The 16,099-nt window shown below is 63.3% G+C and carries 18 protein-coding genes; 7 read left to right on the top strand and 11 right to left on the bottom strand.

Annotated features, from left to right (window positions below; genetic code table 11):
* The first annotated feature begins 113 nt into the window (after positions 1-113).
* Positions 114-425 (top strand): hypothetical protein, encoded by a 312-nt coding sequence (locus tag NKH28_RS21845; protein WP_352450492.1) that lies wholly within the window; start codon positions 114-116, stop codon positions 423-425.
* A 176-nt stretch (positions 426-601) separates the two neighbouring features.
* Complete coding sequence (locus tag NKH28_RS21840) at positions 602-1,243, top strand: MBL fold metallo-hydrolase (RefSeq protein WP_352450491.1); 642 nt, start codon at positions 602-604, stop codon at positions 1,241-1,243.
* A 69-nt stretch (positions 1,244-1,312) separates the two neighbouring features.
* Here the strand turns inward: NKH28_RS21840 and NKH28_RS21835 are convergent, their stop codons facing one another.
* From NKH28_RS21835 to NKH28_RS21825, 3 genes are all read right to left on the bottom strand, one after another.
* Entirely contained in the window at positions 1,313-1,723 is a 411-nt protein-coding gene (locus NKH28_RS21835) for a BA14K family protein (protein WP_023678410.1), read from the bottom strand.
* 191 nt (positions 1,724-1,914) lie between these two features.
* On the bottom strand, positions 1,915-2,127 hold the full coding sequence (locus NKH28_RS21830) for a cold-shock protein (protein ID WP_006202521.1): 213 nt from the start codon (positions 2,125-2,127) through the stop codon (positions 1,915-1,917).
* 229 nt (positions 2,128-2,356) lie between these two features.
* Entirely contained in the window at positions 2,357-2,569 is a 213-nt protein-coding gene (locus NKH28_RS21825; protein WP_006202520.1) for a cold-shock protein, read from the bottom strand.
* Between the two features lie 490 nt (positions 2,570-3,059).
* On the opposite strand from NKH28_RS21825, the gene NKH28_RS21820 reads away from it, so the two are divergent.
* On the top strand, positions 3,060-3,461 hold the full coding sequence (locus NKH28_RS21820; protein WP_023678409.1) for a Kazal-type serine protease inhibitor family protein: 402 nt from the start codon (positions 3,060-3,062) through the stop codon (positions 3,459-3,461).
* 127 nt (positions 3,462-3,588) lie between these two features.
* Here the strand turns inward: NKH28_RS21820 and NKH28_RS21815 are convergent, their stop codons facing one another.
* Both NKH28_RS21815 and NKH28_RS21810 read right to left on the bottom strand, forming a co-directional pair.
* Positions 3,589-3,834, bottom strand: coding sequence for a hypothetical protein (locus NKH28_RS21815; RefSeq protein WP_023678408.1), 246 nt, complete (start codon positions 3,832-3,834; stop codon positions 3,589-3,591).
* Complete coding sequence (locus tag NKH28_RS21810) at positions 3,831-4,097, bottom strand: hypothetical protein (protein ID WP_352469759.1); 267 nt, start codon at positions 4,095-4,097, stop codon at positions 3,831-3,833. Before NKH28_RS21810 ends, NKH28_RS21815 begins: the two co-directional genes overlap by 4 nt.
* A 368-nt stretch (positions 4,098-4,465) precedes the next feature.
* Here NKH28_RS21810 and NKH28_RS21805 point away from each other — a divergent pair, with 368 nt between their 5' ends.
* From NKH28_RS21805 to NKH28_RS21795, 3 genes are all read left to right on the top strand, one after another.
* Entirely contained in the window at positions 4,466-4,648 is a 183-nt protein-coding gene (locus tag NKH28_RS21805; RefSeq protein WP_023678406.1) for a hypothetical protein, read from the top strand.
* Between the two features lie 10 nt (positions 4,649-4,658).
* Positions 4,659-4,925 carry a DUF1488 family protein gene (locus NKH28_RS21800; protein WP_352683477.1) on the top strand — a complete coding sequence of 89 codons (267 nt, stop codon included), beginning with the start codon at positions 4,659-4,661 and terminating at the stop codon, positions 4,923-4,925.
* Positions 4,926-5,106: 181 nt separating this feature from the next.
* Positions 5,107-6,762: a tetratricopeptide repeat-containing sulfotransferase family protein gene (locus tag NKH28_RS21795; RefSeq protein ID WP_352770945.1), complete on the top strand. Its 1,656-nt coding sequence runs from the start codon at positions 5,107-5,109 to the stop codon at positions 6,760-6,762.
* Here the strand turns inward: NKH28_RS21795 and NKH28_RS21790 are convergent.
* The 6 genes from NKH28_RS21790 to NKH28_RS21765 all read right to left on the bottom strand — a co-directional run bounded on the left by NKH28_RS21790 (position 6,749) and on the right by NKH28_RS21765 (position 14,632).
* Complete coding sequence (locus NKH28_RS21790; protein ID WP_352683481.1) at positions 6,749-7,102, bottom strand: DUF1428 domain-containing protein; 354 nt, start codon at positions 7,100-7,102, stop codon at positions 6,749-6,751. The genes NKH28_RS21795 and NKH28_RS21790 overlap by 14 nt on opposite strands.
* A gap of 77 nt (positions 7,103-7,179) precedes the next feature.
* Complete coding sequence (locus NKH28_RS21785) at positions 7,180-7,608, bottom strand: VOC family protein (RefSeq protein WP_352541022.1); 429 nt, start codon at positions 7,606-7,608, stop codon at positions 7,180-7,182.
* Positions 7,609-7,735: 127 nt separating this feature from the next.
* Positions 7,736-7,936 carry a hypothetical protein gene (locus NKH28_RS21780; protein ID WP_352816210.1) on the bottom strand — a complete coding sequence of 67 codons (201 nt, stop codon included), beginning with the start codon at positions 7,934-7,936 and terminating at the stop codon, positions 7,736-7,738.
* Between the two features lie 75 nt (positions 7,937-8,011).
* Positions 8,012-9,541, bottom strand: coding sequence for an ABC-F family ATP-binding cassette domain-containing protein (locus NKH28_RS21775; RefSeq protein WP_352980385.1), 1,530 nt, complete (start codon positions 9,539-9,541; stop codon positions 8,012-8,014).
* Between the two features lie 432 nt (positions 9,542-9,973).
* Positions 9,974-13,264 carry an excinuclease ABC subunit UvrB gene (gene uvrB, locus NKH28_RS21770; protein WP_352850323.1) on the bottom strand — a complete coding sequence of 1,097 codons (3,291 nt, stop codon included), beginning with the start codon at positions 13,262-13,264 and terminating at the stop codon, positions 9,974-9,976.
* Between the two features lie 114 nt (positions 13,265-13,378).
* Complete coding sequence (locus NKH28_RS21765) at positions 13,379-14,632, bottom strand: hypothetical protein (RefSeq protein ID WP_352980384.1); 1,254 nt, start codon at positions 14,630-14,632, stop codon at positions 13,379-13,381.
* Between the two features lie 141 nt (positions 14,633-14,773).
* Here NKH28_RS21765 and NKH28_RS21760 point away from each other — a divergent pair, with 141 nt between their 5' ends.
* Positions 14,774-15,814 (top strand): CapA family protein, encoded by a 1,041-nt coding sequence (locus NKH28_RS21760; protein ID WP_352980383.1) that lies wholly within the window; start codon positions 14,774-14,776, stop codon positions 15,812-15,814.
* Positions 15,815-16,099 lie beyond the last annotated feature (285 nt).

Genomic DNA, 16,099 nt, shown 5'->3' with positions numbered 1-16,099 from the left:
GGTTTTCGGGCCGCCCGTTTTATTTAAGCGCTTCTGCATTTGACTTTCACACAATTCGGCGTCTCATGATGGGGTCGGCCCGGGAGGCTGGCAGCTATGGAGGGACTGGAAATATGGATATGAACACGCTTCTTCCGATCATTATTCAGGTGATTACGGGTATCATCGGTGGTCAGGCGGTTGGCGCGGCTATCAAGACTGCGGCGATGGGGCAGCTTACCAAAATCCTGGGCGGCGCTGTCGGCGGCGTCGGCGGTGCGGCCATCCTCAACAGTCTGCTGGGTGGCTCGGTCGATCCGGCAGCCGCCGCCACGGCGGCAGGGGCCGGCAGCGCGTTGAACATTTCAAATATCGTTGGCGGTGCCGGCGGCGGCGCCATCCTGACCGGCATCATCGGTGCGGTCATGAACGCGATGAAGAAATAAGCTTTGACGTTTCAGGTTTTCAAATGGGCGGCTTCGGCCGCCCATTTCGTTTGCCGTTTGTGGGAGCGGTGGACGCCGTTCGCGTGTGTCTCTACATCAGGGCCTGGTTCAAGGTTGGAGCTCTCCTGACGCGTTCGAGGGGACGCGCAGCGCTCCGACAGCGTGAAAGGACGAATATGGGTCAGCTCAACGCCGGCATCGTGCCGGTCACGCCGTTCCAGCAGAACTGCACCATCCTCTTCGACATGGACGACAGGCAAGGCGTTGTCGTCGATCCGGGCGGCGACATCGACAAGGTGCTGGCGGCGCTCGAGGACAATGCGATCACTGCCGGCGCGATCTGGATTACGCACGGCCATATCGACCATGCCGGCGGGGCCATGGAACTGAAGGAGGCGCTCGGTATCGAGATCATCGGTCCGCATGCCGCCGACCGGCCGCTGCTCGCCAATCTCGAGAACCAGGCAAAGCGCTACGGCATCACCGATCCCGTGCGCAACTGTGTCCCCGACCGGTTCCTTGCCGAAGGCGAGACCGTTTCGTTCGGCTCGCACGTGTTCGAGGTGCTCCATTGTCCGGGCCATGCACCCGGCCACGTCGTCTACTATAGCCGGGCTGCGAAGTTCGCCCATGTCGGCGACGTGCTGTTCCGCGGTTCGGTCGGCCGCACCGATCTGCCGGGCGGCAACCACGCCGCGCTGATCGCCTCGATCAAGGAGAAGCTTTTGCCGTTGGGCGACGACATCGGCTTTATCTGCGGCCATGGTCCCGGCGGCCGTTTTGGTGAGGAGCGGCGGAGCAATCCTTTTCTGGTCTGAAACCGCTTGCCGGAAACAAAAAGCGCGGCCTGTGCGACCGCGCTTTTTTCCGACGGGAAACTGCCTCCGCTAATTGGCGGTACAGAAATGCTGTTCGCCGTCATAGCCGGTGAACGTGCCGGTACGGGCGTTGAAGCTCCGGTAGCGGTCCGAGCAGTATTCGTACCAGCCGCGGGTCCACGGCTCCGCATAGCTTTCGGCATAGGCCACGCGCGGCTGCACGTAATAACGGCGCACCGGGGCAGGCCTGTAGTATTCATCATCATAGGCCGGGTCGTAATAGCGGGGCTGCGGGCTGGCGAGCGCACCGCCGATCAGGGCACCGGCCGCAAGGCCGAGCACGCCGGCCGCAACGGCGTCGCCGTGGCCGTGGTGGCGGCGGTGATGGCGCCATTCGTCGGCATTGGCCGCGGGCAAGGTCGCAAGCGTGGTCGCAACGACCGCGGCGGACAGGATGGCAGTCTTGAAAATTCGGTTCATGTCAGTCTCCTTCGTGCCGGCCCGGGTCGTTTTCGGGGATGCGGTCCGGCTTTAACGAAGATTAATATGCGACCGTGGCTGAACGGGGGCTGAACGAAATTTGACCAGGCGGTTCATCTAACTGGGCGGTTCAAGCGTGCGGCAAACACCGCGGGCCAGACCGGCCCACGTCCATTCTGTCCGGGGGTGGTTCAGCCGATCGACAGGTTGACGGCTTTCGGACCCTTGCCGCGCTTGTCCGGCTCGGTGTCGAATGTCACTTTCTGCCCATCCTCAAGACCGGGAAGACCCGACGCCTGCACGGCCGAAATATGGACGAAGACATCCTTTGCCCCGTCGTCCGGCGTGATGAAGCCGAAGCCCTTGGCGTGATTGAAGAATTTGACGGTGCCGGTCTGCGGCATGGGAAGCTCCTTTGATCCCACAAGTCCAGTCTCGGGCCGGCAAATGCCCGGACGGAAATTTGTCCTTTATTTTAGTGCCATCGGCAAGAGAAAGTTTTGCGGGTGCCGGCAAGCATCCCGGAACACAAAAGGCGCGACGAAAACCGCCGCGCCTTTACAGAATTCAAGTTCACTCCAAAAGCCTTGCAGCATCCTCACACCCCGAAAGGACGCGCGGCACGCTGTGGTTTCAGGCAGCGCGGAGATTGACCGCTTTCGGACCCTTGCCCATACGGTCGGGCTCGACATCGAAGGTGACCTTCTGACCGTCGACGAGCGTGCGCAGCCCGGAAGCCTCGATCGCCGAGATGTGGACGAACACATCCTTGGCGCCGCCATCGGGCGTGATGAAGCCGAAGCCTTTGGTAGCGTTGAAGAATTTAACGGTGCCGGTCTGGGCCATTGGGGAAACTCCTTCACCCGTGTCAGTCTTGGTGGTTCCGCCCGCCGCCTGGCGCCGTGGGCAAGTCCCGGTGGTTGCTTCGGCAGTCATGCATTGGCGCATGGTAAAACCCCCCGCCGAAAACGGGGCTGTCAGAGATTCACAGTATCGGGGAAAGGTCGTCCAAAACGTTCCGCTCTCCGGGTCGCAAATGCCCGAACACAAAATTTATCGCACGGAAACGTGATGCTTGCAAGACACAGCCGCGGGCGGCCCCAACAGGCGCATCCCGACGCATCGCACCGATAGTCCCGGTTCTCTGCGCGGTCATCGGCCAGACTTCACCCAGGCATGGTCCAGCCAGCGGGGCAGGTGCTGTCTTGGCTTGCGCCGGCATACCGCCCTGGCTCGCCAGTTGCAAACAGGGGTTGCATCTGGCAGCGGAATGACGAGGATTGGCCTGACCCAGGCACCATTTGTGCAGGCAGGAGTTTCGAGGGAGAGAACATTCATGCGGTTTCTTGCGGCAATCTTTCCGCGGCAGGTTTTTTCCATCCTGTTCCTGTCGGCAATTCTCGCAGCCTGCACCGTCGTGGTGGATGATGAGGGGCCGGGGCCGCGCCCGCCACGGCCGGGGCCGCAATTCTGCACTAGGCAATATGACCCGGTCTGTGCCCGGCGCGGCGGCGACCGCCAGACCTTCGCCAATGCCTGCCTTGCCGAACGGGCCGGATACCGCATCATTCGCGAGGGCGAGTGCCGCGGCGGTGGTGGTGGCGGTGAGGAGCAGACATTCTGCACCCGCGAATACCGCCCAGTCTGTGCCCGTCGCCATGGCGAACTGCGCACATTCCCCAACGAATGCGAAGCCCGCGCGGCGGATTATCGCGTCGTCGATGACGGGCCCTGCTAGCGCACCGACCTACAGCCTGGCCGGATAAGCACCATCTGGGGGCCGGCGTAGAGCTCAGCGCCGTTCCCGTTGGAGATGCGGATCTGCGGCATTATCAGCATGTGAAGCAGCGTTGTGGCGCGTCGGCTCAGTTGGCCGGGTTGTCGACCGGTTCGAGATTGTCTTCCGTGGTGACCCGCTCATAGGTCTCCTGATCGCTGCGGATGCGATATTGCGGCGAGCCGTCCTTGACCGGCAGCCGGCTCTTGATCTGGAACAGCTCCGCGGTCTTTTGGGCAAGGCCGGTGCGGCTCTTCATGCGGACGGTCTGGCCGACGGTGAAGATATGCGCCGGCGTGTCCGTGCGCCGCGCATTCTGCTGGAAGCGGATCATGTGACATTCTCCTGGTCGTGCCGAAGCGCTGCGTCGAGCTCGGCATGGTCAATGGCGACAAGCTGGCTGGTCGCGCTTTTCACTGTCCTTGCCGGCAGATGGATGAAAGTGGCGACGCGGCGCCAGGCAGGCCAGGACATGCCGTCGATCAGTTCTTCGTCGTGGTCGATGTCATAGTCGCCGGCCGGCTGCATGCCATCCAGCCCGCCAAGCACGAAAGGTGCCGCGAAATGCGCTATGGAATGGGTGGTGCGAGCAGACATTCTTGTGCGCCTCGAAGTTCTCGCTTGTGCCTTGAAGTTCTCGTGCCTTGAAGTTTCTTTCCGGCCTGCCCCGGAAGCGGAGCCTGCATTGCGGTACCAGGTGTCGGCGATTTGGATAAGTTTGGCGGGCCGAGAATCCCTGACACCGCGGGGCCAAGCATGACCCAAACGGTTTCATACCTCTAGTCTGAAAATACGACTTATTCAAGAAGTTTTCGGCCTCTTACCCCTACCAACGTCAAATTACTTTTCTATAGTTATCCGCAGAACGATGATACGGTCCCGGTGCACCTCAAAAATTGTTTGAAGAACTTCCGAAAAAATTCCTCCGGCATTTGTATTTATCTAGCAATGGAAGGAAGAGAGTCATGAACTCCGCAAGAACACCGGATGTCCCGACAGTTGCAGTCAGTCCTGTCGCAAAGCCGATAAAGGTCTTGTCGCCGCGTCTCACGATAAGAAGCGACGAGGCGGCAAGGCGAAGGATTGCCGACACCGACGGCACGGCGCGGCGGGCGCGCCAGCTTGCCGAAAGCAACCGCCTGATTTGACGCGCAAGCCATGACGCTCAATTTTCCCAATCCCAGCCGCTCCTATGACCCGGCGGCCAAGCGCATTCGTTTCGTCGGCCATGACGGCATGCTCGAAGTCCCGTTCTTTGTCGAGGTCGCGGCACTTTCGGCGGCAAACCCGGCAGCAAGCGGAGCCGAGGCCGAATTTCTCAGCGCCTTCGACGCCAAGCGTTCGTCGATCCACGAGATTGCGCGCCAAGCCTACTCGCACGGCCGCAGGAACATGTATGTGCTGACGCCGGCCGACTTTCGGTAGCTCGGTGGGTTCCGAGGTTCGCTCCCTTGCGACCGCCTCTGCTCTTGCACGCGCCGCAGCGATGGCCTAGATCGCGGCAGGCGGACAACACGGCAGGTTTCCCATCAACAGAGATCCGAGACAACCGGCAGGCGCACGTTACGGCTCAGGCGGGCAGCCACCACTGGGGCTCGACCAGTACGTGCAGCAGGCGCTGCAGCTGCACCAGGCGGGGCGCCGGCAGGAAGCCGAGGCGCTTTACCGACAGGTGCTGGCGCAAAAGGCCAACCACCCGGCTGCTGCGCATTTCCTTGGGCTTCTGCTGCACCAGACCGGGCGCAGCGCCGAGGGGCTGGCGCTGATCGAACAATCGGTGCGTCTGCAACCGAACAACCCGGATTTCCTCAACAATCTCGGCACCGTGCTGCGCGACCTCGGCCGGGTCGCGGCCGCCGCCGATCTCTTCCGCAAGGTGGTGGCGATTCGGCCGGACCAGCTGGCGGCGCGTGACAATCTCGGCTCGTCGCTGAAGCAGCTCGGCCAATTCGAAGGCGCCGAGGATATTTATCGCGGCACGATCGGCCGTAACCCGTTCCATGTCCGCGCCCGCGTCGGGCTTGCCGAAACGCTGCAGGAAGCGGGCCGGCTGGATGAGGCACTGGCTGTTTTTCGCGAGGCGCTGACGATCCGGCCGAAGGATGCCGATCTTTTGCACGGCCTGGGTGTCGGGCTGATGGAAAAGGGCAATCTCGACGAGGCTGCGGATCTTTTCAGGCAGGCGCTGGCTGTGGACCCCGGCATGGCGAGGGCCTGGCTGATGCTTACCCAGGTCAAGCGCCAGAAGGAGCGCGATGCCGAGCTTGCCCGCATGGAGGCGGAGCACGCCAAGGCGCCGCAAGGCAGCCTGGCGCGCATGCAGCTTTCCTTCGGTCTCGGCAAGGCCAACGACGACCTCAGGGATTATGGCCGCGCCTTCGACTATTTCGCCGAAGGCAACGCGATCCGCCGACAGGGCATAGACTACGACGCCGGCAAGACGCGCGGCGAGTTCGAGGCGATGAAGGCGGTGTTCGACAAGGCCTTTTTTGAAAGGCACAGGCCAGGCGGGATAGCCGACGCCACGCCGATCTTCGTCGTCGGCATGCCGCGTTCCGGCACCACGCTGGTCGAGCAGATCATCGCCAGCCATCCGCAGGTCTATGGCGCCGGCGAGCTCAGCATTTTAAAGACGGCGGTCGGCAAGCAGTTTCCGCTCAGCATGAAGGGCGGCTTTCCCTGGGGCATCGCCGACATGCCCGACAAGGCCTATGCCGAGGCCGGCCAGGCCTATCTCGACATGCTGCACGCCCGCTATCCGGGTTTTCGGCACGTCACCGACAAGATGCCCGGCAATTTCCTCTTGGTCGGCTTCATCCATATGATGCTGCCGAAGGCCAAGATCATCCATTGCGCGCGCGATGCGGCGGCGACCTGCCTGTCGATCTATAAGGTGCACTTCCGCGGCGACAGCCATCGCTACGGCTACGATCTCGACGAGCTCGCCGATTTCCACAATCTGTACACCGACATCATGGCGCACTGGCACGCCGTGCTGCCTGATGTCGTGCACGACGTTCGCTACGAGGATTTCGTCGCCGACCAGGAAGGCCAGTCGCGGGCGCTGATCGCCCATCTCGGCCTGCCGTGGGACGACGCCGTGCTGTCGTTCCACCAGACCGACCGGCCGGTGCGAACGGCGTCGGCTGCGCAAGTGCGCCAGCCGATGTATCAGGGCTCGGTCGACCTGTGGAAGCGCTATGGCGACCGGCTGAAGCCGCTGCTCAATAAACTTGATCGAGGGGCGCCTACAGCTCGATGAAGGGCTGAAAACCGCCAAAGATCATGCGCTTGCCGTCGAACGGCATGGTCTCCCAGTCCTGCTTGAGACGAGGATCGGCCATCACCTTGGCCATCACCGCGTCGCGGCTCTGGCGCGATTCGTAGACCACCCATGAGAAGATGACGACCTCGTCGTCCTTGGCCTGCACGGCGCGCGGGAACGAGGTGAGCTCGCCATAAGGGACGTCGTCGCCGACGCATTCGACGTAGGCAAGAGCACCGTGCTCCTTCCAGACGGCGCCGCCGGTTTCCGCCAGCTTCTTGTAAGCATCGAGCTTTGCTTTCGGTACGGCAAGTACGAAACCGTCGACATAGGACATCTGATTTCCTCCATGCGATCGTTTTCCTCTCCCTCTGGAGCGGGAGAGGTGATTTCAGACACAGCCTGTGTGGAATGCTAAGCTGCTTTCACCGGTGCGTTCATTGCCCATTCGACGCCGAACGGATCACGCATATTGCCCCAGCGATCACCCCAGAACATCACTTGCAACGGCACGACTTCCTCGCAGCCCGCCTCGATGGCCCGCTGCCACCAGGCGTCGATGTCGTCGCTGCCGAGATGGAGCTGCATGGTGTAGCCCTGCGGCTTCACAGCGGCCATTCCATGCTCGGGATAGAAGTCGGAAAGCATCAGGGTCGAACCGTTGATGTGGAGATGGATATGCATGGTACGGCCCTGTTCGTCCGGCGGATAGGCAAAGACCTGCTCGGCACCGAAGGCCTTTCGGTAAAATTCGGCGGCTTTGAAAGCGCCATCCAACTGAAGGTAGGGCGTCAATCCGCCAAGCACTTTGGCGGCGGGCTGGGTCTGCGGCTGGTCATTCATGTCATGCTCCTCTTTGCGTCTGGTTTGCCTTTGCGAACCACAGGACGAACGGAACGGCGACGATCCTACACGGCCGATGTTTTTTGGATTCGAAATGGCGCCTGCCGCGACGGCCAACTGCCACCTTTCAACCTTCCATGCGAATCCGCGGGCTGTTTTGCGCGTCGACGACGATTTCCGGCCAGCCAATATCTTTGCGCAGTTCGATCGGCAATGAAAGGATGGCGCGTTCGCTGCGATAACGGGCGCGAGCCGCCGAGTAACGCGTCACGGCGTGACCTATGGATGACAGAATAGACATTGCTTTCTCCTCAATTGGCGCCGGCATCACCGTGTCGGCAACCCAAGGACGTGGCATGCGATCATCAACCGACAGAGCGCCGGAATTTTTTTCCGCAAGCCTTCAGCCGCCGGCTTCGGCAACCTCCCGGAAGAACTCCTCCGGGCTATCGATCTCGGTCAGCCGCCGTTTCTCGATCAGCCAGAAGCGGTTGCCAACCGCGCGGATGAAGGAGCGGTCGTGCGAGGCAAGCAGGCAGCTCGCCTGACGTTCCAGCAATTCCGCTTCCAGCGCTTCCTGGCCATCGATATCGAAATGATTGGTCGGCTCGTCGAGCAAATAGAAATTGGGATTGGCGAGCCTGAGCGCCAGCATCATCAGCCGCGCCTTCTGCCCGCCCGACAGCACGCCGATCCTGCGCTCCTGCATGTCGATGCTGACGCCGGCGCCCGCCAGCAGCGAGCGGGCGCGCTGCTCGCCGACATCGAATCTGCGCGAGAGTATCGCCAGCGGCGTGTCGTCGCCGCCGATGCCCGACAATGCCTGGTCGCTATAGCCGAGCACCGTCGACGGCGTCACCTTCAGGCTTTGCGCCGCCGTTTCCGGCTCGACGATGGCGTTCCGGATCAGGCCGATCAGCCGTGACTTGCCGACGCCGTTACGGCCGAGCAGGACGATGCGGTCGCCTTGGCAGATGTGGCGCTTGCCGGTGCTGAACAGAACCGTGCCGTCAGGTGTTCCGACCACCAAATCGTCGAGCGTGATCAGCACCTTGGCATGGCTGCCGCGATTGGCGAGCTTGATCGCGCCCGCCGATCTTTCGCGGTGTGCCGGCGCTGCCGCTTCTTCCAGACGCTCTGCCCGCTGGTTGAGCTGCTTGGTCTTGACCGTCAAAAGGTCGCTGCCGGAATTGATGCCGATATTGTTGAGCTTGGTCGCTTGCCGGCGCAGCTGTTGCGCCACCTTCATGTCGCGCTGGAACTTGCGTTCGGTCGAGGTGTCGACCTCGTCCAGCGCAAGCCTCGCCCGCGAATAGGGCAGCGAAAACACCGGCGATTGTTCGGGGCGCAGGAACAGCGTGCGGTTGGTCGTAGCATCGAGAAAAGCGCGGTCGTGGCTGGCAATCACCACCGGCACCTCCCGCGGCAGCGCCTTCAGCCAGGTCTCGAGCTGGCTGATCTTGCCGAGGTCGAGATGGTTGGTCGGCTCGTCGAGAAGCAGGACGTCGGGGTCGGTGACCCAGACGCGGGCGATCAACGCCAGCCTTTGCCAGCCGCCGCTCAGCGCCTGCATTGGCCGCCCGCGCATCGGTTCTGGCACGTCAAGCGAGTCAAGAACCACATCGACGCGCCATTGTTCGCTTTCGACCTGTCCGGCCGGCAAGGCATCAGCGACCACCTGCTGGAAGCTGCGCCCGGCCAGCGCTGCCGGGACGACTTGCTCGACATAGCCGACGCGCAGGCCGCGCGTACGGGTGATGTCGCCTGATGTCGGCTCCAGCTCGCCGGTCAGGCACTTCAGCAAAGTGGATTTGCCGCGCCCATTGGCGGCGACGATGCCGAGCCGGTCGCCGGTGCCGATGGTGAGGTCGAGGTTGGAAAACAGCGGCGCATTCAGGGTGACGCCGAGGGATTTGAGGCTGATCAGGGCCATTTTGATTTCTCTGGTCTTGCCGGAGCCCGGCTCAATGCACTTTGACGGTGCACGTGCCAGCCATTAGGCTCGGCATTGCGCACCACGAAGGGCAGACCAAAAAATCGAAGCGGGGAAAAACCCGGACCGTCCCTGGTCAGCCCTGCAAGCTAGCTCGCAGGGCAAAGACAGGGCCGCGCTGACGGTGGTGAGAAAATAACACGCAGCCCTCCTTTCAAGACGTTCGAGTTGTAGAAACTGGCTACACCAAGGCTAGGGCCGATGGCAAGTGGCTAGGCTCCCCCTTCTCCACTTGTGGGAGAAGGTGGCCGCGAAGCGGTCGGATGAGGGGTGCTCCAGCTTGGCACCGACGGCGATCCGTCCAGCACCCCTCAACCGTCTCGGCGCTGCGCGCCGATCCACCTTCTCCCCCAAGGGGAGAAGGGAAGCTCGCTAGCGTCCCGGGCGCCCCGTCTTGCCGGGGCGGCGCTTTTCACGGCGGGCGTCGGCCGGGTCTTCGTAGGAGCCGATACCGCTGCGCTGGCGGACAATGGGTTTGGCGGAATCGTTGCGTTCCTTTGCGCCCCCCTCTGCCCTGCCGCGCATCTCCCCCACACGGGGGGAGATCGGCTGTGGTTTCGCTGGCACCTTTCCTTCGACCGGCTTTTCCGTCCGCCGCACGGTCATCTCGTCGAGCGAGTTCTTCTTGAATAGCGGCTTGGTCGGTTCGCCCGGGATGCCGAAGTCGGAGCCGTGCGCCTCTTCGGCCGACTGCTTCTTGAACAGCGAACGCGACACTGCGCCGGCCGGGGTCGGCATATCCGTGCCCGGCCCCATGGCGTCGAGCGAGGGCTTCGAAAACAGCGGCTTCTTCACCGGCACGGCGCCGTCGGCGCCCATCTCGTCGAGTGCCGGCTTGCGGAAGAGGTTGGGCCGGGCCGCCTCTTCGGCCGAACGTGCCTCGTCGAGCTTGCGGAAACGCTCCTGTTCCTCCGATGTACGGTGTTTGGCCACGCCCTTGTTGTGCTTGCCCTTTTCGCGGCCCGAGACCGGGCTTTCCATGTCGGCATATTTGGCCAGCGGATCGTCGGAGATGGACAGCTCCATCTCGCGCAGCCGCTTGATCTCGTCGCGGATACGGGCTGCCTTCTCGAAATCGAGATTGGCGGCGGCATCGCGCATCTGCTTGTCCAGGGCGTCGAGATGCGCTTTCAGATTGTTGCCCATCATCGCGCCGGCGCTGTCGGTGAACTGCGAGATATCGGCGCGGACATGATCTTTTTCGTAGACCGAGTCCAGGATGTCCGAAATGCGCGACTTGACCGATTCCGGGGTGATGCCGTTGGCCGCGTTCCACTCCATCTGCTTTTCGCGACGGCGGTTGGTCTCGGCCATTGCCCGCTCCATCGAGCCGGTGATCTGGTCGGCATAGAGGATGACCTTGCCGTCGACGTTTCTGGCGGCGCGGCCGATCGTCTGGATCAGCGATGTCTCGGAGCGCAGGAAACCTTCCTTGTCGGCATCGAGAATGGCGACGAAACCGCATTCGGGAATGTCGAGGCCTTCGCGCAACAGGTTGATGCCGACGAGCACGTCGAAGGCGCCGAGGCGCAGGTCGCGCAGGATCTCGATGCGCTCCAGCGTGTCGATGTCGGAGTGCATATAGCGCACGCGTATGCCTTGCTCATGCAGATATTCGGTCAAATCCTCGGCCATGCGCTTGGTCAGCACGGTCACCAGCGTGCGGTAGCCGGCCTTCGTGGTTTCGCGGATTTCGCCGACGACGTCGTCGACCTGCGTCTTGGCCGGGCGTACTTCGACCGGCGGGTCGATGAGGCCGGTCGGGCGGATGACCTGCTCGGCGAAGACGCCGCCGGACTGCTCCATCTCCCAGGCGCCGGGCGTCGCCGAAACCGCGACGGAGAGCGGGCGCATGGCGTCCCATTCCTCGAAGCGCAGCGGCCGGTTGTCCATGCAGGACGGGAGGCGGAAACCATACTCGGCCAGCGTCGCCTTGCGACGAAAGTCGCCGCGATACATGCCGCCGATCTGCGGTATGGTGACGTGACTTTCGTCGACGAAGACCAGCGCATTGTCGGGTATGTATTCGAACAAGGTTGGAGGCGGATCGCCCGGCTGGCGGCCGGTCAGATAGCGCGAATAGTTCTCGATGCCGGCGCAGGACCCGGTCGCCTCCAGCATCTCCAGGTCGAAGCGGGTGCGCTGCTCAAGCCGCTGCGCCTCAAGCAGGCGGCCAGCCTTTTCAAGCTCTTGCAGGCGATACTTCAGTTCTTCCTTGATCGACTTGATGGCTTGATTCAAGGTCGGGCGCGGTGTGACATAGTGCGAATTGGCGTAGATCTTGACGCTCTTCAGCTCGCCGGTCTTCTGGCCGGTCAGCGGATCGAACTCGGTGATCGCCTCGATCTCGTCGCCGAACAGCGAGATGCGCCAGGCGCGGTCCTCGAGGTGGGCCGGGAAGATCTCGATCGTGTCGCCGCGCACCCGGAACGAGCCGCGGACGAAGTTGATGTCCTGGCGCTTGTATTGCTGGGCGACGAGGTCGGCGAGCAACGCGCGCTGGTCGAGCCGGTCGCCGATCTGCATCTGGAAGGTCATCGCCGTATAGGTCTCGACCGAGCCGATACCGTAGATGCAGGACACCGAGGCGACGATGATGACGTCGTCGCGCTCGAGCAGTGAGCGCGTCGCCGAATGGCGCATGCGGTCGATCTGCTCGTTGATCGAGGATTCCTTCTCGATGTAGGTGTCGGTCCGGGGCACATAGGCCTCAGGCTGGTAGTAGTCGTAGTAGCTGACGAAATACTCGACGGCGTTTTCCGGGAAGAATTTCTTGAACTCGGAGTAGAGCTGCGCGGCCAACGTCTTGTTGGGCGCCAGGATCAGAGCGGGGCGCTGCGTCTCCTCGATCACCTTGGCCATGGTGAAGGTCTTGCCCGAGCCGGTGACGCCGAGCAGCACCTGGGTACGGTCGTTGCTGGTGACCCCCTCGACGAGATCCTTGATCGCCGTCGGCTGGTCGCCGGCCGGCTCGAAATCCGAGACCATCCTGATGGCGATGCCACCTTCGGATTTCTCAGGCCGGGCAGGGCGGTGCGGCGTCCACAGCACGCCGTCCTTGTGCAGCGGATTGCCGGATTCGATCAGCGCCGACAGCGCCGCGACGGTCGCGGTGACGCCGCCCGAGGCCATGGTCTCGGCCTCTTCCAGGGAGACATCGAGGCCAGCGACAGGGTTGAGACCGGCCGCAGTGCGCTCCCGCGCCGAAGCCGCGCCGCCCATCGAGGTGCCGCGTGCCGTACGGCCGGGAGAAGAGGAGCGCTCCGGGATTTTCTTGGCAGACTTGGCGCCTTCCCTCCCCCTCGAGGGGAGGGTGGCGGCGGAGCCGCCGGGTGGGGTCGGTGCGGCAGTGCTCGGCGACCCTTGATGCCGAGCGCTTCCTTTGCCGACCCCCTCTGTCGCCTTCGGCGACATCTCCCCCTCGAGGGGGGAGATTTGACGCCCTTCCTTCTCGGCTTCCTGCTCGATCTGTTCGGCCCAGTCGGCGATCGAGCCGGTCAGCGGCGCGCCGGTGAACTCGGCCTGCGGCGCCTCGGCAAAGCCGCCCTTGTACAGGGGCTCCGACGCATCGAGGAAATCGGTCAGCGGACTGCGCCGCTTGGGCGGCGAAGCGCGCTCGTCATTCGCCGGCGGCGGCGTTTTCTTGTCGGAGAGTCTGGCCATGGCCCCGAATATGGGAGGTATCGGCCAAAATGGAAAGAGCGGAGTGGTGAAGGGTGCCGCGCGCAATTTGGCTGCTGACAGCAGGCTGTCAGGAGCAACGTCGAAGTGCGCCGCTCAATTAAACCAAAGCGCGAACGTCAGAAACCCGGCGCCGCCGAACTGGCGCTGGATCTGGTTGAACTCCTCGCTGGTGAGAGTCTTGCCGCGCTCGAGATAGGGCGCGATGGCCGGGCCGGTGATCGACAGCACCAGGTCGAAGGTTTTTGGCTCATCAAAGAAGCGCTTCATGTTGATGCCTTTGTCGGCGATGCGGAAATGCGGCAGCAAGGTGCGGCCTTCCAGAAGATCCTCGGCCATATCAAGGGCGGCGAGCCAGGCCTGTACCTGCTGCTCACCAACTTCGAGACCGGTCAGCGGGCTGGTGCCTTTCTGCTGCGGCCCCGGCAGCCATTCGCGGTCATTGTCGGTTTCGGCGCGGATGGCTTTCCAGTCCTCGCGCGACAGCCGGATCATTTCCATGAGATGGCGGCGTGCCGCTTGCCGGCGCTCTGGCTCGACCACTTGCCAGTTAATGAGATGCACCAGGGAGATAAAGTCGGCTAGTCGCCATTCGGACGTCAGGATGCCGCCATTCGTGCCACCGTCCAGCGGCACGAGCGTATCCTGCAGCGGCAGTTTTGCGCGCGGGAACAGCATGTGGAAGGAGCCGTCGAACGTGTTTCTGAAATCATGCGCCAGCCAGAAGTCGGCCTGCGCCATCAGGAACTCGGCATAGCCCTGCAGCCAATAGCCGTCGGCGCGGTCGAAGCGGAAGGTGAGGGCGGGTGCGGCCGCGTCTGGCGCACCACCGCCGCGTGACAGAGACGCCATGATCGCGGCGGCGCTCTCGTCCGGCGCGATCGTGCCGTCCTCGTTGACGTCGATGCCGAGACGGGTGAGGTCGATGACCATGCCGATGTCGGCGTCGGGGGGTACCGAACCGAGCGTGGCTGCGGATTTCTCCAGCCGGTCGCGGAAGGCGACGAGAATGGCGCGGAATTGTTCGTAGGTCAGCGGCTCGGGATTGGCATTGTCCGGCACCGGCAGCCGCATCAGCGGCAGCATGAAGGATTGCGGGCTGTCGAAACCGTGGCGGTGCAGGCCGCCGGCCAGGGTCTCCAGCGCGGTGAAGAATTCGCCGGCGCCGGCGGCGTAGGCGGCTGCCGGATCGCCTGGCGCGGCGGCTTCCAGAGCGGCAAGAGCGCTGTCGCGTTCGGCTACGATTTTTGCCTCGAACAGGGCCGCCGCTTCGGGAGCCGCGGCGCTGGGTGAAGCCAGCGGCAGGAGAAGAATGATGGCGCACGCCACCAGCCTGGAAAAACGCGTCATCGTGATCGCCCCTTTGTCGCTCCGCAGTGGATCATACACGCATTTGGTTCGCTGCGCCTGTGGCCTGCGGTTCACCCACAACAGTCGACGCTTCAATCAATCCGGCGGACGGTCTACACAAGGCAAACGATGGGGCGTCGCGTGTCGAACTATCCGCTTTCCTACAAACTGTCGTGGCTGCCGCGTTTTCTCCGGCCTTCGCTCAATGGCGACGCGCGCGGCTTTGCTCCGGCGGCCGCAGCCCTGCTCGAACCACTGCCGGCGCGGACGGTGCGGCTGGCTTTCGTCGGCGATATCTCGGCGGTGGCCAATCGCCGCGCGCCAGACTGCGATCCGGCGATTGCGGCACTGCTTGCCTCGGCCGATCTGGTGGTCGGCAATTGCGAAAGCCCGGTGGTGGAGCGGCCGAGCGCTGTTTGGGGCACCAGGCTCGGCACGCACCACGCGATGAGCGAGCGGTTCCTTGCCGAGGCGCTGGCCGCCGCCGGCATTTCGCGTGAAAAACTGGTGCTGTCGCTGGCCAACAACCATGTGCTCGACCAGGGTATTGCCGGCTTCGACGAGACCGTCGCCGCGCTGGAGCAATTAGGCATCCGCACGATCGGCAGTGCGGCTCCGGTCGAGCGGTTTGCGGTTGGTTCGCTGACCATAGGCCTTGCCGCCTTTACCTTGTGGCGCAATACCGACGAGGCTCAGTTGGCGGGCCGAGTCTCGATGCAAGCCGATCCGACGCAATGGCCGCACGCTGCCGCTTCGGGTGTCGACCTCCTCTGCGCGGTGCCGCATTGGGATTGGGAATTCCGGCATTTTCCACGTGCGAAAACGCGGGCAATGGCGCGACTTCTGGCCGAACATGGCGTCGGCCTGGTCGCCGGGCATCATGCCCATGTCGTGCAGCCGATCGAGCGGATCGGCAAGACGCTCGTCGCCTATGGGCTCGGCGATTTCATCGGCACCGCCTTCGCGCGCCAGCCATGGCCCGGCCGCATCGGCGCCATTCTCGTCGTCGACATCAGCGACGATCCCGGCACGCGCGGGGCCATTGCCGCCTACCGGCTGCATGCCTTCATGCGGCTGCGCGCCGGCGATCACGAGCGGCTGATGCCGGTTGAAACGCTGGCGGGAAAATCCAGGCAAAGGGTTCTGGCCCGCCTCGATGCAATCTTCGGTGCCGGGCGCTGACAGCTGCGCTGACGCGGTCCACCAAACCGGCTATCATGCCCAACGCGGGCGGGCTTGTGGGGCGGGTGGGTGATGGAAACTGCGGATTTCTTGCCGAGCGAAGCGGTGATCGCCGGCCTCAGGAAGGACATCGAGGCCTACGAGGCGCAAAGGGCTTCGGCCTATCGCCGGACGCACTGGCGGGTGCCACTTTTCATCGGATCGGTGGTTGTCTTCGTGGCGCTGGTGGCCTGGCTCTTCAACGCGGTTGCCGACCCCAACGAGCAGTGGTTCTCGACCCCGCAT

Origin of the sequence: Mesorhizobium sp. M1227, from assembly GCF_040318315.1 — a bacterium.
Classification (GTDB): Bacteria; Pseudomonadota; Alphaproteobacteria; order Rhizobiales; family Rhizobiaceae; genus Mesorhizobium.
The sequence above is the reverse complement of the archived record's forward strand: the minus strand, read 5'-3'. Positions and strand labels throughout refer to the sequence as shown.

Coding starts and splice junctions, on each gene's coding strand:
- NKH28_RS21765 (WP_352980384.1), bottom strand. CDS start 14,632: ATGACGCGTTTTTCCAGGCTGGTGGCGTGCGCCATCATTCTTCTCCTG.
- NKH28_RS21805 (WP_023678406.1), top strand. CDS start 4,466: ATGAACTCCGCAAGAACACCGGATGTCCCGACAGTTGCAGTCAGTCCT.
- NKH28_RS21800 (WP_352683477.1), top strand. CDS start 4,659: ATGACGCTCAATTTTCCCAATCCCAGCCGCTCCTATGACCCGGCGGCC.
- NKH28_RS21810 (WP_352469759.1), bottom strand. CDS start 4,097: ATGTCTGCTCGCACCACCCATTCCATAGCGCATTTCGCGGCACCTTTC.
- NKH28_RS21820 (WP_023678409.1), top strand. CDS start 3,060: ATGCGGTTTCTTGCGGCAATCTTTCCGCGGCAGGTTTTTTCCATCCTG.
- NKH28_RS21780 (WP_352816210.1), bottom strand. CDS start 7,936: ATGCCGGCGCCAATTGAGGAGAAAGCAATGTCTATTCTGTCATCCATA.
- NKH28_RS21775 (WP_352980385.1), bottom strand. CDS start 9,541: ATGGCCCTGATCAGCCTCAAATCCCTCGGCGTCACCCTGAATGCGCCG.
- NKH28_RS21790 (WP_352683481.1), bottom strand. CDS start 7,102: ATGTCCTATGTCGACGGTTTCGTACTTGCCGTACCGAAAGCAAAGCTC.
- NKH28_RS21830 (WP_006202521.1), bottom strand. CDS start 2,127: ATGCCGCAGACCGGCACCGTCAAATTCTTCAATCACGCCAAGGGCTTC.
- NKH28_RS21825 (WP_006202520.1), bottom strand. CDS start 2,569: ATGGCCCAGACCGGCACCGTTAAATTCTTCAACGCTACCAAAGGCTTC.
- NKH28_RS21785 (WP_352541022.1), bottom strand. CDS start 7,608: ATGAATGACCAGCCGCAGACCCAGCCCGCCGCCAAAGTGCTTGGCGGA.
- NKH28_RS21845 (WP_352450492.1), top strand. CDS start 114: ATGGATATGAACACGCTTCTTCCGATCATTATTCAGGTGATTACGGGT.
- NKH28_RS21815 (WP_023678408.1), bottom strand. CDS start 3,834: ATGATCCGCTTCCAGCAGAATGCGCGGCGCACGGACACGCCGGCGCAT.
- NKH28_RS21835 (WP_023678410.1), bottom strand. CDS start 1,723: ATGAACCGAATTTTCAAGACTGCCATCCTGTCCGCCGCGGTCGTTGCG.
- uvrB (WP_352850323.1), bottom strand. CDS start 13,264: ATGGCCAGACTCTCCGACAAGAAAACGCCGCCGCCGGCGAATGACGAG.
- NKH28_RS21840 (WP_352450491.1), top strand. CDS start 602: ATGGGTCAGCTCAACGCCGGCATCGTGCCGGTCACGCCGTTCCAGCAG.